The organism is Carbonatibacter coralli (assembly GCF_039592655.1).
In the GTDB taxonomy this organism is placed as follows: Bacteria; Pseudomonadota; Alphaproteobacteria; order Kiloniellales; family Kiloniellaceae; genus Carbonatibacter; species Carbonatibacter coralli.
The window spans coordinates 306939-320227 of record NZ_JBBUTJ010000003.1 but is presented as its reverse complement, the minus strand read 5'-3'; the positions used below and the strand labels follow the sequence as shown (position 1 = coordinate 320227).

Annotated in this window: 12 protein-coding genes; 9 read left to right on the top strand and 3 right to left on the bottom strand. The window is 53.6% G+C overall.

What is annotated here, in order from left to right:
- The first annotated feature begins 81 nt into the window (after positions 1-81).
- The 5 genes from AAAH10_RS09905 to AAAH10_RS09885 all read left to right on the top strand — a co-directional run bounded on the left by AAAH10_RS09905 (position 82) and on the right by AAAH10_RS09885 (position 6048).
- Positions 82-2187, top strand: coding sequence for a TRAP transporter permease (locus AAAH10_RS09905; RefSeq protein WP_343563033.1), 2106 nt, complete (start codon positions 82-84; stop codon positions 2185-2187).
- Between the two features lie 21 nt (positions 2188-2208).
- A complete protein-coding gene (locus tag AAAH10_RS09900; protein WP_343563031.1) occupies positions 2209-2961 on the top strand; it encodes a YdcF family protein in 753 nt (250 codons plus the stop codon).
- On the top strand, positions 2958-3431 hold the full coding sequence (locus AAAH10_RS09895; protein ID WP_343563029.1) for a GNAT family N-acetyltransferase: 474 nt from the start codon (positions 2958-2960) through the stop codon (positions 3429-3431). Before AAAH10_RS09900 ends, AAAH10_RS09895 begins: the two co-directional genes overlap by 4 nt.
- Before the next feature lie 161 nt (positions 3432-3592).
- A complete protein-coding gene (locus AAAH10_RS09890) occupies positions 3593-4297 on the top strand; it encodes a glutathione S-transferase family protein (protein WP_343563026.1) in 705 nt (234 codons plus the stop codon).
- Positions 4298-4434: 137 nt separating this feature from the next.
- Positions 4435-6048 carry a bifunctional metallophosphatase/5'-nucleotidase gene (locus AAAH10_RS09885; RefSeq protein WP_343563024.1) on the top strand — a complete coding sequence of 538 codons (1614 nt, stop codon included), beginning with the start codon at positions 4435-4437 and terminating at the stop codon, positions 6046-6048.
- A 92-nt stretch (positions 6049-6140) separates the two neighbouring features.
- Here AAAH10_RS09885 and AAAH10_RS09880 read toward each other — a convergent pair whose 3' ends face one another.
- Positions 6141-6779 carry a peroxiredoxin-like family protein gene (locus AAAH10_RS09880; protein WP_343563022.1) on the bottom strand — a complete coding sequence of 213 codons (639 nt, stop codon included), beginning with the start codon at positions 6777-6779 and terminating at the stop codon, positions 6141-6143.
- Between the two features lie 130 nt (positions 6780-6909).
- Here AAAH10_RS09880 and AAAH10_RS09875 point away from each other — a divergent pair, with 130 nt between their 5' ends.
- Positions 6910-7494, top strand: coding sequence for a TetR/AcrR family transcriptional regulator (locus AAAH10_RS09875; RefSeq protein ID WP_343563020.1), 585 nt, complete (start codon positions 6910-6912; stop codon positions 7492-7494).
- The gene (locus AAAH10_RS09870) at positions 7494-8237 is read left to right on the top strand and encodes a sulfite exporter TauE/SafE family protein (RefSeq protein WP_343563017.1); all 744 of its coding nucleotides are present in this window, start codon (positions 7494-7496) and stop codon (positions 8235-8237) included. Before AAAH10_RS09875 ends, AAAH10_RS09870 begins: the two co-directional genes overlap by 1 nt.
- Here the strand turns inward: AAAH10_RS09870 and AAAH10_RS09865 are convergent.
- Complete coding sequence (locus AAAH10_RS09865; protein WP_343563015.1) at positions 8234-9127, bottom strand: undecaprenyl-diphosphate phosphatase; 894 nt, start codon at positions 9125-9127, stop codon at positions 8234-8236. The two genes, AAAH10_RS09870 and AAAH10_RS09865, sit on opposite strands and share 4 nt — an antisense overlap.
- Positions 9128-9208: 81 nt before the next feature.
- Here AAAH10_RS09865 and mnmC point away from each other — a divergent pair, with 81 nt between their 5' ends.
- The gene (mnmC, locus tag AAAH10_RS09860; RefSeq protein ID WP_343563013.1) at positions 9209-11293 is read left to right on the top strand and encodes a bifunctional tRNA (5-methylaminomethyl-2-thiouridine)(34)-methyltransferase MnmC2/FAD-dependent 5-carboxymethylaminomethyl-2-thiouridine(34) oxidoreductase MnmC1; all 2085 of its coding nucleotides are present in this window, start codon (positions 9209-9211) and stop codon (positions 11291-11293) included.
- Here the strand turns inward: mnmC and hutC are convergent.
- Positions 11290-12006 (bottom strand): histidine utilization transcriptional repressor HutC, encoded by a 717-nt coding sequence (gene hutC, locus AAAH10_RS09855; protein ID WP_343563010.1) that lies wholly within the window; start codon positions 12004-12006, stop codon positions 11290-11292. The genes mnmC and hutC overlap by 4 nt on opposite strands.
- A 154-nt stretch (positions 12007-12160) precedes the next feature.
- On the opposite strand from hutC, the gene AAAH10_RS09850 reads away from it, so the two are divergent.
- Positions 12161-13270 carry an aminoglycoside phosphotransferase family protein gene (locus AAAH10_RS09850; protein WP_343563008.1) on the top strand — a complete coding sequence of 370 codons (1110 nt, stop codon included), beginning with the start codon at positions 12161-12163 and terminating at the stop codon, positions 13268-13270.
- Positions 13271-13289 lie beyond the last annotated feature (19 nt).

Here is a 13289-nt window from a genome sequence, read left to right as displayed (position 1 = left end):
AGTCCGGATCTGAAAAGGCTTTTCAGATCCGGACTCTTTTATTTTCCCTCGGGGTTATGTGGTTGTTGAGGTCTGGAAACGATGTCTGAGAACGAAGAAACACCTGTGTCTGACGAGCAGCAGGGCAAAACGCTGTGGGGATGGTTGCTGTCCGGTTTTTGCGTTCTTTTTGCGCTGGGGCATCTCTATGTTGCGCTGTTTCCTGTTCTGTCCGAGTTTCAGCGCAATGCCTTCCACTTCGCAGGTTTTGCCTTTCTGGCCGTCTGTTTTTATTCGGCCTTCGGGATGCATCGGAAACGCGGGGCTGTCGAACTCGGGATCGACCTGTTTTTCGGTGTCGCCATTGCCATATCAGCCGTTTATCTGACCTTCGCTGAAAATGCTATCTATGATCGCGGGGTCAAGCTGAGCAATCTCGACTGGATTGCCACGATTATCTGTGTCGTCGGTGCCATTGAACTGACGCGCCGTCTGACGGGGTGGGTGATCCCCTCCCTGATCGTGCTGGCAATCAGCTACGTCGGTTTCTGGGGTGCTCATATTGACGGGGTTTTCTCCTTTTCCGGCCTGAGTTGGGAGTCCATTGCCTTTCGATCTGTCTATGGCGATGACGCCATGTTCGGGTCCATTGCCCGCATTTCCTCGACCTTTGTTTTTCTTTTTATTGTTTTTGGCGCTTTTCTGATCCGTTCCGGCGCCGGGGATTTTGTTATTGATCTGTCCCGCGCAATTGCAGGCCGTCTTGTCGGGGGGCCGGGCATTGTTGCTGTTCTGGCATCCGGTCTGACCGGAACGATTTCCGGCTCTGCTGTGGCAAACACGGCTTCGACAGGTGTGATCACCATTCCCCTGATGAAAAAAGCCGGTTTTCCGGGACGTTTCGCCGGTGGAGTTGAGGCTGCTGCCTCGACGGGCGGACAGCTGATGCCACCGATTATGGGGGCCGGTGCCTTTGTGATGGCCAGCTTTACGCAAATCCCCTACGAGACAATTGTCGCTGTTGCGGCGTTGCCTGCCTTGCTTTACTTCCTGAGTGTGATCTTCTTTGTGAGGATTGAAGCGCGTCGTTTGCGCCTGCAACCCATGCCATCGGAAGGCCGCACGCTGACAGATGCCCTCAAGAGTGGCGGAGCGTCATTTATTATTCCCATTGCAATTCTGATCGGGATGCTGGTGTCCGGCTTTACACCGACCTATGCGGCTGTTGTGGGAATTGTGGCTGTTGTGGTCTCAAGCTGGCTGACAAGGAACCCCATGGGGATCAGGGCTGTTCTGGAGGCTCTGGAGATGGGCGCGCGGAACATGGTCCTCACTGCAGTCCTGCTTTGTGCTGTGGGACTGATCGTCAATGTGATTGCCACTGCCGGTATCGGGAACACCTTCAGCCTGATGATTGCAGACTGGTCCGGTGGCTCCATCCTCTTTGCGCTGGTGCTGATTGCTCTCGCGAGTCTGGTGTTGGGGATGGGACTTCCGGTGACAGCAGCCTATATCGTCCTGGCAACGCTGTCGGCACCTGCACTGGCCGGTATGATTGCAGACCGTTTTGTGATCGATGCAATGGCAGCAGGAACACTTCCGGAGACGGCCAAGGCCATCATCATGCTGGAGGCACCGGAAGCGCTCTCGCTTTTGAGCGGTCCTGTTGAACGCGCGGAGGCTGCAGCACTTGTTGGCAGCCTGCCTCTTGAGGTTTCTGCACCTCTGAGGGATCTGGTTGTCCCGGCAGAGGTTGCTCTTGCAGCCCTGCTGTCTGCGCACATGATCATCTTCTGGCTGTCCCAGGACAGCAATGTTACGCCGCCCGTTGCCCTTGCGGCCTTTACGGCTGCGGCAATTGCCAAGTCCCCGGCCATGGCGACGGGGGTGTCCAGCTGGAAGCTGGCCAAGGGACTTTATATTGTTCCCGTTCTTTTTGCCTACACGGGTCTGCTGTCCGGTGACTGGGGGCAGATGCTGACGATCTTCGGCTTTGCGGTTGTGGGGATCTATGCCCTTGCCGGAGCCTTGCAGGGTTGTCTGGAAAATCCGCTGAATATCCTGTTCAGAGGAGTAATCGGTCTGGCCGGTGTTGCCTGTCTCTGGCCCTATGATCAACGCATCCAGATTGCCGGTGTTGCCGTGACAATTCTGATCCTTGTGATCAATATTGCCCGCAAGCCGGACCCGGAAGCTGTTCGATCCTGACGGGAACTGGTGGGACGGAAAATGATTTACCTTCACAAGATTTTGCCCTGGCTGGTGTCACCGATTGCGGTTGTTGTCTTTTTTCTGGTCATGGGGCTGCTTTTCAGAAAAAGAAGCTTTGCCTTTCTCGCCTTGCTGGTTCTGCTGATTGCGAGCAACCCGCTGGTGGCAGGTTTTCTGTATGGTCAGCTCGAAAGGGGACAGATCAGGCTTTCTGCGGAAGACGCCCCGGAAGCGGATGCGATTGTTGTGTTGAGCGGAATGCTGAATCCCAGTCCGGGCAGGGACGGGATTGTCCCGGAATGGGGCGGTGCTGTTGATCGTTTCTGGGGTGGTCTTGAACTGATCCGGGCGGAAAAAGCCGGGTACCTGATCTTTACGGGCGGTGCCGTGCCCTGGATAAAGCTGCCTCCCGAAGGAGAATATCTCCGTGAGAAGGCACTGGAGGCCGGCATAGCCGAGGAGATTGTTCTGGTGACCTCCGATGTTCAGAACACCAGTGAGGAAGCCTATGCTGTCCGTGAAATTCTGGACAGGGACAATCCTGAAATCATTCTGGTGACCTCTGCCTTTCACATGCCGCGTGCAAAGGCGCTGTTTGAGCAACAGGGATTTGCCGTGTTTCCCTATCCCGTTGATTTCAAGATCAGTGACGGGAACCGCGTCACCTTCATGTCATTTCTGCCCAGCGAAGCGGCTTTTTCAAAAACACAGCAAAGCATCCGGGAATTTCTGGGGCGTCTCTATTACAGCTTCAGGACATCACAGGAATGAAGAAGATCTGCATCCGGGACGCCAGAGCTGATGATCTTCGGGAGGCATCAGCACTTTGTCTGCGTTCAAAGGCGCACTGGGGTTATGACCAGGTGTTTATTGACGCCTGTGTGGAGGCCCTGACCCTTTCTCCTGAGGTTTTGGAGGAGGCTGTCGTCAGGGTTGCTGTTGACGGGAATGGTCAGATCATTGGTGTGTGTCAGGTGCTTGGAGATGCTGATGAATGCTGGCTCGACAAGCTTTTCATCGCTCCCGAGGCGATGGGGAGCGGTCTGGGACGCAAGCTCTTTGATGAGTGTGTCAGGATCGCAAGAACCCTGCAGGCCAGAGAACTGGTGATAGCCTCTGATCCCTATGCGCAGCCTTTCTATGAAAAAATGGGTGCTGTGGAAGAGGGAAAAATTGCTTCCGAGGCCATCGCCGGACGGTTTTTGCCGAGGCTTGTCTACCGTTTGCAGGATACCCTGTAGGCAGAAGTCGGGCGGAGCGGTGCGTTTATCTATCAGATAATAGATTTATTTTTGAGCGACCCTTCAAAAAATGAAATTCGTTGTTATATCAGCTGAACCGCAAGCTTTATCAGTTCCCTGATCCTGGCTTTTGACTGTTCTACAACGGAGTTCACTGATCCATGAGCAAACTGGATAGTTTTGATATTACAAAGCGTTGGCCGTCAGACAATCCTGACATCATTCAGCTTTATTCTTTTCCGACGCCCAATGGCGTAAAGGTGTCGATTGCACTGGAGGAACTGGGTTTGCCCTATGAAGCCCATCTGGTCACACTGGCCGATGCCGATGTTAAAAGTCCGGAATTCCTGTCCCTGAACCCGAACAACAAGATCCCGGCCATCGTGGACCCGGATGGACCTGAAGGTGAAGCCATCGGATTGTTCGAAAGCGGGGCGATCCTGATTTATCTTGCCGAGAAGACCGGCAGGCTGATGGGAACAAACGAGCGCGAAAAGTACGAAGTTCAGAAATGGCTGATGTTCCAGATGGGTGGTGTTGGCCCCATGTTCGGACAGCTCGGTTTCTTCTTCAAGTTTGCGGGTTCCGAGATTGAAGATCCACGCCCGCGTAACCGTTATATTAATGAAGTCAAACGCTTGCTTGGTGTTCTTGACAAGCAACTCGATGGGCGTGACTGGGTAGCCGGAGATTTCTCCATCGCGGATATTGCGATTGTTCCCTGGCTGCAAACACTTGAAAAATTTTATGGTGCACAGGACGTTGTCGGGCTTTACAGCTTTAAAAACGTTGTGTCCTATATCGAGCGTTTTGCAGCACGCCCTGCTGTTCAGGCGGGATGGGTTCAGCCGCCGCGTCCCGAATAGGGTGGAAAAATGACGGATCAAGAAGCCTCCTGCAAAAAACGCAGGAGGCTTTTTTTATACGTTTTGTTCCTGTCAGAGTGAAGTTAGACTGCGTGCATTGAAAGAATGTTCAGAACTTCATCCAACAGGGACCAGATATGACTCTTCGCAACTCAATGTTCTCTTTGCTGGCAGGGGCGGCAACGTCTGCTTTGCTGACCACTTCTGCTTTTGCTGAAAACTTTACGCTTCATATCCTCCACACCAATGATCTGCACAGCCGTATCGAGGCTGTGAACAAATACGACAGCACCTGTTCCGGGGAAGATGCTGCCGAAGGAAAGTGTTTTGGTGGCGTTGCACGTTTGAAGACAGCCATTGAAGAGCGCAGGAATGCTCTCAAGGGGGAAAATGTTCTGTTGCTGGATGCGGGTGACCAGTTTCAGGGCTCACTGTTCTATTCCACCTACAAGGGCAAGGCTGCTGTCGAGTTCATGAATGCCATGGATTATGACGTCATGGCTCTGGGGAACCACGAGTTTGATGATGGCCCTGAAGGGCTCAAGGATTTTCTGGATCAGGCAGAGTTTCCTGTTATTTCGGGCAATACCGAAGCTGATGAAGCGTCCGGCATCAAAGGCGCTTTCAGGGATCATGTCATCCTTGAAATCGGTGGCGAGAAAATCGCAATTGTCTCTGTTCTGGCTGAAGACACTGTCGAGACGTCATCCCCAGGCGAACATGTCGAAATTCACAATGCCGGGTCCTACCTGCTCAAGACTGTCGAGGAGCTGGAAGGGCAGGGAATCAACAAGATCATTGCCCTGACACATGTCGGGTTGCTGCGTGATATCAGTCTGGCTGGTCAGGTCAGGGGGCTGGATGTCGTTGTTGGTGGACATTCCCACACACTCTTGTCCAACACGGACCCCAAGGCCTCCGGTCCTTATCCTGTTGTTGTGAAAAATGAAGGCGGCTATGACGTGCCTGTTGTACAGGCCTATGCCTATTCAAAGTATCTGGGCGAGATCAAAATTGTCTTTGATGAAAAGGGACAGGTTGTTTCTGCAACGGGGGAACCTCTGTTGCTGGATGCATCCATTGCAGAGGATGAAACTGTCAGGGCCCGTGTCGCCGAGCTGGCGCAGCCACTGGATGAACTGAAAAGACAGGTGGTCGGCAAGGCAACGGAAACCATTGATGGCAGTCGTGAGAACTGTCGTTCAAGGGAGTGCGCCATGGGCAACCTCGTGACCGATGCGATGCTGGAACGGGTCAGGGATCAGGGTGTATCCTTTGCCATTCAGAATGGTGGCGGTTTGCGGGCTTCTATAGAAGATGGCACCGTGACCATGGGGGATGTACTGACTGTCCTTCCCTTCCAGAACACGCTGGCAACCTTCAAAATCAAGGGAGGCGATGTGATCCGTGCACTGGAAAACGGTGTTGGCCAGATTGAAGAGGGAGCGGGGCGCTTCCCGCAGGTTGCCGGTCTTCGCTACAGCGTTTCCCTGACAGCAGAGCCGGGGCAGCGTGTTTCCGGTGTGGAAGTCAATGAAAACGGAACCTGGGAACTGCTGGACAGTGACAAGCTCTATGGAGTGGTGACGAACAACTATCTCAGATCAGGTGGTGACGGGTATGCCGTCTTTGCCGAAGAGGGGCAGGAAGCCTATGACTACGGGCCATCGCTTGAGGATGTGGTCGCAGACTATCTGAAAGGCCGGGACAGCTATCAGCCTTACACGGATGGCCGTATCACAGTGAAGTAAGGCGTCTTAGCCTGAAACCGGAAAGATGAAAGCCCGCCCCCGATGAAGAGGGCGGGCTTTTGCGTTAAAGCGCTGCCTGATCGGGTTAAGAGTTAACCCAGCGCTTTAACAACCTCGCTCGGCTCCTGCCGGTATGTGTAATCAGCATCCACAAAGGCTGATTTGATTGTGCCGTCGCTGTTGACGATGAAGGTTGCAGACAGGGGCAGGTCAAACTGGCCTTCCCCGTTGTGCTGTTCGACTTCAATGCCGAAGCTTTTGTAAATGGGGCGCAGTTCTTCTGCGAGAGTGAAAACCAGGCCCAGTTCGCGGGCGTAGGCAGAGTTCACGTCGGACAGGACTTCAAAGCCCAGTTCGTTCTTTTCCGTTGTGGAGAGAGAGGCATCCGGAAGTTCCGGAGTGATGGCAACCAGTCCGGCGCCTGCGGCCTTGATCGCATCCAGCTCCAGCTGGAATGCACGCAGTTCCATATTGCAGTAAGGGCACCAGCCACCACGGTAGAAGGTGATCACAAGAGGACCGTTTTGCAGCAGGTCCTCAAGCTTGCGCCTGTCACCATTCTGATTGGGGAGTTCAAAGGACAGCAGCTTTTCACCAGCCTTGGGAGCCGCGTCCTCAATGCCTGATTCCTTGAGGAATTTTGTGGCATTCATCATCGCTGCGTGAACATCGGAAGGAAGGTTTTGAGCAGAAGCGGTGCGGCGCTCTGTCAGTTGATCGGCAAGTGACATGATATCTCTCTTGGAAAGAACTTTTTGAATGATCATTCAAAATTATTCCATGCCAAAGGGTTTGTCAAAAGTTTTTGAATGTCCGCTCAAAATATCATAAATCTGTAAGAAGGATTGAAGGGCAGGATCAATGGCAAAGAAACTTTTTGACAGGCGGGCTGTGCTGGAACAGGCCATGAATTTGTTCTGGCAGGCCGGTTACGGCGCCTGCAGCATTCAGCAGCTGTCCAGGGCTACAGGCCTGCAGGCTGGCAGTCTGTATCACGAGTTCGGCAGCAAGGAGATGCTGTTCAGGGAAGCGATTGAATGCTATGCCCTTGTGTCCCAGCAACGAATTGAGGAAACGCTTTCTTCGGCGGACAATGTTGTCGAGGGGATTGCGCGGCTTTTGAACCTTGTGATCAGCCAGACAAAAGCAGGAGAGTATTGCAGCTGTTTTCTGATCAAGACACAGCTTGAGCTTTCTTCGCTGGATCCCGAGCTTTCAGCCCTTGCGACTGAGAAACTGCAGCTCAATGAAGCGGCTTATCGCAAAGGCCTTGAACAGGCCTTCCCGCCAGAGGAAGCCAGTCTGATGGCAAAGCAGGTTATGATGGCTGTTTTTGCGATCAGGGTTTATGGTTATCAATCCAACAGTCAGGACGTTATGTTTGAAACGGTCCGTTCCATGATCCCCTGGCTTCCTGACAATTTCGGCAAGGCCCAATCCTCCTGATGACTGAATACGCTATTCTTTTTGCCGCCGCCTTTGGTGCAGGTGCGCTGAACGCGCTTGCTGGTGGCGGGTCCTTCCTGACCTTTCCTGCGCTGGTTTTTTCAGGGGTTCCTGTGCTGGCGGCAAATGCGACATCGGCAGTTTCTGTTTTTCTGGGATATCTTGGTTCTGCGGTGGCTTTCAGACAGGAGCTTGCGAACTATGACCGCGGCCTGCTGATCAGAATTCTGCTTTTGTCCATTGTCGGCGGAGCCACGGGGGCCTTTTTGCTGCTCAATACACCGCCTGATGTGTTCCGGGGGATTGTCCCCTGGCTGCTTGTCATTGCGACCGCTCTTTTTGCATTCCAGGAACAGATCAAGCGTCTGCTGAAATCGGAAAGCAAGGCGGGCAGGGGACTGGAAGCAGCTGCGACCTATTTTGTGACGACCTATGGCGGCTATTTCAATGGCGGGGTCGGTATTATCATTATCGCGCTCTTTTCGTTCCTCGGATACAGGGATCTGAAAGCGACAATCGGTTTGAAAAGCGCGATGTCCTTTGTTCTGACAACGGCCTCTGTTGTGATCTATGCCTTCGCAGGATTGATCTACTGGGAGTTTGCTGCAGTCATGATCATCGGTACAGTGATCGGCGGCTATTGCGGATCAATGATCGCGCGCTATTTACCGGTCAGTGTACTCCGGGCCTTTATCATTCTGGTTGGTGTCAGCCTCAGCATTATCTTTTTTGTAAAAAGCTAGAGCAGGCCGGACCAGAGAGCGAACAGCAAGGCTCCGGACAAAAGCAGACGATAGACCACGAAGACGCCAAAACCGGAATTGCGCAGCCAGCGCATCATCAGGATGATGGCTCCCCACGCACTGACAAAGGACAGGGCTGCAGCAATCAGGGCATCCAGTTGCAATGTTGCGGATCCCTCTGCCATGAGGTCCATGGAAACGAGAAGGCCTGCTGCAGCTGTGGTCGGGATGGCCAGCAGCAGCGAAAAGCGGGCTGCTTCGGTACGTTGCAGGCCGCAGAACAGTGCCGCTGTCATGGTGATGCCGGAACGGCTGACACCGGGAACAAGGGCGACAGCCTGAAAGAGACCGATGAGAATCACGACACGCCATGTCAGGTTGGTGAAATCGCCTGTGGCTTCGCCGCCCTTGCGGTCCGACCACCACAACAGCAGACCAAAGAGCGCAGAGGTTGCAGCAATGAGAACAGGGCTTCTGAAATCCGAGCTGATCACATCCTTGAAGCAGGCGCCAACAATGACGACAGGGATTGTACCAACAGCAACCTTCAGCAAAAGGTCGGTGTTCTCGTTGCGTATTTTTCCCTGAAGCAGGTTTATGCCGCCTGCGAAGAGCCGTCCCACATCCTTTCGAAAGGCCATCAGGACGGCCAGAAGAGTACCAACATGAGTGGCAACATCGATCATGATACCCTGGTCGGGAACATGGGCTACGAGAGGCAGGAGGATCAGGTGAGCCGAGGAGGAGATCGGAAGAAATTCTGTAATGCCCTGTACCAGTGACAGCAGAATGAGGTACCAGAGAGGGAGATCGGGAGTATCCAAGGTTTTGCTGTCCTGCTCTGCGAGGTTGGTATGATAAGGGCTGTCGCCTTTTGCCTCATCAGACAATGGCTGATTGCTCTTGAAGGATTTCTTATATAGGACTGCATTTTTCTGACAAGGCCCTCTTGAAAAGATTACATTTTTGCAATGAACATGCCCAACGAAAATCATCACAGACCTGTTTTTGCCGAGCGCGCCGATCTGGAGTGGAGAGATGAACGCACTCCTGTTTCCAAGCGTTTTGACGATGTCTACTTTTCCAAAGAGGACGGACTGGCAGAAAGCCGCTTTGTCTTTCTGGAGGGCGTTGGTGGCTTTGAGGGGCTTTTCTCCGTGGCTGGGGATGACGGGCGCCCCTTTTCCATTCTGGAAACGGGCTTCGGGACCGGTCTCAATTTCCTGGTGACCTGGGCGGCCTGGAAGGAATGGCGTCCGGAGAGCAAGGAACATCCAAAGCCGGGTCTGACCTTTGTGTCTGTCGAGGGCTTTCCGCTCTCCAAAAAGGATCTGGAAGCTGCTCTGTCTCACTGGCCGGAGCTTTCAGAGGAGGCAGAGGCTCTTGTGCAGGCCTATCCTCCCCTGAGCAAGGGAACGCATGTTCTGGATTTTGAGGATGGGGCAGTTCGCCTGATCCTTCTGATTGGAGAAATTTCTGAGGTCCTCCCGGGGTGTTCTGCCAGCATCGATGCAATTTATCTGGACGGTTTTGCACCGGCGAAAAATCCGGAAATGTGGTGTGAGGCCGTTTATGAACAGCTTGGTCGACTCAGTCACAAAGGCACGAGGCTGGCCACTTTTACAGCGGCCGGGCATGTGCGCCGGGGCCTGCAGGCCTGCGGTTTTGAAATGCAAAAGGTTGCAGGGTTCGGCCGCAAGAGAGAGAGGTTGGTCGGAACCTTTTCCGGTGAATCGGATGAGAAGGACGCGCCGGTTCTTTCGGGATTGCCCCGTTATTATGCACTGCCGGACACAAGGCTGCCGTATGGTGCTTCTGTGGCTGTTGTAGGTGCCGGAATTGCCGGTAATACGATGGCCTGCCATCTTCACAGGGCCGGTTTCCAGGTGGATCTCTATGATCGCTTCGAAGCCATTGCATCCGGTGCGTCCGGAAATCCGGCTGCCATGTTCGAGCCGACTCTTTTGAAAGCCAGCAGTGAACTGGGGGCCTATCTTCGTGCTTCTTTTTTCTACGCCGCATCCTTCTATGACGATCTGGCGGCATGTGATGAGGAAATCTGGGCTGCAAAATGTGGAAGTCTGCATCTGCCAAAGGATGAGGAAGACTGGCAGCGCTTGCAGGATATTGTAGCAGAACCTTCCCTGCCGGAGGAACTTTTCCGTCTTGTCACCGCCAGTGAAGCATCCGAACTCTGCGGTCTTGAGATTGAAGAAGACGCGCTCTGGTATCAGACAGCCGGATGTCTTGAGACCTCTGCGCTTGCAAGGGCGCTGGTCAGGGGCGTTTCTGTCCATACCGGAAACAGGGTTCATTCCATCTGCAGAGCCGAGGATGAAGCAAAGTGGCTCTTGCTGGACGACAGGGATATATCGCTGGGCGAGTTTGATGCCGTTGTTCTGTGCAACGGATATGACGCTGTCCATTTTGAACAATGCTGCCGCTTGCCATTACATTTGAACAAGGGGCAGGTCACCACGATCCCTGTGTTGTCGTCAAAAGACAGGCAAAAGGCAATTGTCAGCGGGCGCTGTTATATCTCGCCACCTGTGAAAACAGCCCGGGGAGAACGATGTCAGGTTCTGGGGGCGACCTACGAGCAATGGAAGGATGACAATCCGGAAAGCTGGACTGCTGTGACGGACGAAAACAGACAGGACAACCTGAAGCGTTTGGGACAGCACTTTCCTGAATGGGCGGCTGAGCTGGAGCAGGAGGCCGACGGGAATTTCGGGGATCGTGCTTCCTTGAGAGCGACGGTTTCAGATCGCTTCCCGATCGCAGGGCCTCTTCCGCGTCTGTCAGAATATGATGCGCATTATCAGGGGCTGCACATCAAGGGGCATCCGTCCCGGGAGCGGGATCCGCTTTATTATAACGGTTTGTATTGCTCTGTCGGACACGGATCCAGAGGGTTTGTCACAGCCCCGCTTGTTGCGGCCTATGTAACGGCCCTTTTGACGGGGCAGCCTTTGCCTCTGGCAGCAAAGGAGGTTGCAGGGCTTCATCCTGCCCGTTTTGCTGTTCGGAAACTGAAGAAAGGGAAAAAGCCCTAGCCGAAGAACCGGCTGTCCAGCTCATAGAGATCGCCGGGGTGAGTCAGTTTGACAAAGGAGACAGGCTTCCCGGAACTCCATGTACGCCGTGTGATCTGCAGACAGGGGGAACCGCGCTCTATCTGGAGAAGCTCTGCGTCCTGGCTGTCTGCGGCTTTTGCCTTGATGCGATGCTGGGCGTCACTCAAGGGGGCAGCCTTGATCAGATACTCGTAAGGCGGTGTTTGCTCAATGTCGTTGTCAAGGTAATCGGGGGCCAGAGCCGGGCTGACATAGCGGTTTTCAAGCTGGATCGGCTGTTTGTCCTGAAAGTGCAGGATCAGGGAGTGAAACACCACAGTTGCAACCGGAAGCTCCAGCAGTTCGGCGATGGTGTCGTTTGCCATTTCCTTGTGGTGAGCCAGCACGCGATTGCTGTAGCTCAGACCTTTTCCCCTGACCTCCTGGGCGATGCTTCTAATGCCAAAGATTGCTGTTTGCGGGTTGTGCTCGGCGACAAAGGTGCCTGCGCCGCGTTTGCGAACAAGCCATCCCTCGGCTGTCAGCTCCCGCAAGGCCCGGTGTACTGTCATCCGGGCAACGTCGTACTGCTCCAGCAACTCGTGTTCCGAGGGAATGACACTGCCCACAGTCCATTCGCCGGAGGATATCTTGCCTTGAATGTCTTTTTTAATTGTCTTGTAGAGCGGTTGCTGGCGTTTGTTGCCTGACATTTTTTTGCTTTGGTTCGATATAAAATTCTTTTCATGTTTATTTTAGCACAGTCTCACCACTTTGATACGCAAAACAGAAGGATCTTGTTGCTCTGAACGGGGCTTGAAGGCAGATTGACCCGGAAGATCCTGATAAAGAGGAAAAATGTTTGTGGTGACGAGCAGGAAAGAAAACACGATGGGCAATCGGGAAGAGGCAAGACTCGCTTTTGCAAGGAAGTATGACTGGGGGAATGTACAGGTTCACGCTTTGCCAGCCGATGCTTCCGCCCGACGCTATTACCGTCTGGAGAAACCGGACGGCCAGTCCGCCCTTATTATGGATGCCCCCCCTGAAAAGGAAGATGTAAAACCCTTTGTGAAGGTGGCCGATCATCTTTGCGCCCAGGGGTTTTCTGCGCCACGCGTTCTGGCAAGGGATATGGAGCAGGGTTTCCTGCTGCTTGAGGATTTCGGGGAGGGGACCTATACCCGTCTTCTGAAGAACGGACATGACGAGGTTGCGCTCTACAGGCTTGCAACGCTTTGTCTGGCAGAGCTGCACGCAAAGGATAACTCGGCAGAAATCGAGGTGCCGCCCTATGACAGGACTGTGCTGATTCGTGAAGCCCTGTTGCTGGCTGACTGGCATTTTCCTGCTGTACGGGGGGACATCATGCCGGATGCTCTGCGCCAGAGCTATGTGTCAGCCTGGTGTTCTGTTTTTGACAGCCTCAAGCCCCAGCAACCTCAGCTGGTCCTGAGGGACTTCCACGTTGACAATCTCATGCTTTTGTCCGGGCGGGATGGTGTTGAAGCCTGCGGCCTTCTGGATTTTCAGGATGCTCTTATCGGCACAGCGGCCTATGACGTTGTTTCCCTGCTGGAAGATGCCCGCAGGGATATCGAGCCGGCTCTGATAGAGGAAATGCTGGAAAGCTATATCGGTTTCTTTGAAAGACAGGAGCCTTCTTCAGATTCTGTCATACCCTTTGATCCTTCAGCCTTTATGGCGTGGTATCGCTCGTATGGTGTGCAGAGACACTGTAAGGTTGCGGGTATTTTTGTGCGTCTGGCTGTCCGGGATGGACGGGATCACTATCCTGTCCACATCCCCAGAGTTGTTCGCTTGCTGGAACGGGGCCTTGCCGATCCGGTTCTGTTGCCTGTGAAAGCCTGGTTTGATACGCACTACAGTGACTTTCAAAATGATCCGGTCCTGAGTGACAGAGGCAGAATACTGGAACTTGCGCAAAAGTCGGAAGAGCGTGGTGTGATGATTTAATATACACAATTTTATGTGT

What these genes read in the sequence shown, in the direction of transcription:
- AAAH10_RS09905 (WP_343563033.1), top strand. Translation starts at nt 82, where the DNA reads ATGTCTGAGAACGAAGAAACACCTGTGTCTGACGAGCAGCAGGGCAAA.
- AAAH10_RS09900 (WP_343563031.1), top strand. Translation starts at nt 2,209, where the DNA reads ATGATTTACCTTCACAAGATTTTGCCCTGGCTGGTGTCACCGATTGCG.
- AAAH10_RS09895 (WP_343563029.1), top strand. Translation starts at nt 2,958, where the DNA reads ATGAAGAAGATCTGCATCCGGGACGCCAGAGCTGATGATCTTCGGGAG.
- AAAH10_RS09890 (WP_343563026.1), top strand. Translation starts at nt 3,593, where the DNA reads ATGAGCAAACTGGATAGTTTTGATATTACAAAGCGTTGGCCGTCAGAC.
- AAAH10_RS09885 (WP_343563024.1), top strand. Translation starts at nt 4,435, where the DNA reads ATGACTCTTCGCAACTCAATGTTCTCTTTGCTGGCAGGGGCGGCAACG.
- AAAH10_RS09880 (WP_343563022.1), bottom strand. Translation starts at nt 6,779, where the DNA reads ATGTCACTTGCCGATCAACTGACAGAGCGCCGCACCGCTTCTGCTCAA.
- AAAH10_RS09875 (WP_343563020.1), top strand. Translation starts at nt 6,910, where the DNA reads ATGGCAAAGAAACTTTTTGACAGGCGGGCTGTGCTGGAACAGGCCATG.
- AAAH10_RS09870 (WP_343563017.1), top strand. Translation starts at nt 7,494, where the DNA reads ATGACTGAATACGCTATTCTTTTTGCCGCCGCCTTTGGTGCAGGTGCG.
- mnmC (WP_343563013.1), top strand. Translation starts at nt 9,209, where the DNA reads ATGAACATGCCCAACGAAAATCATCACAGACCTGTTTTTGCCGAGCGC.
- hutC (WP_343563010.1), bottom strand. Translation starts at nt 12,006, where the DNA reads ATGTCAGGCAACAAACGCCAGCAACCGCTCTACAAGACAATTAAAAAA.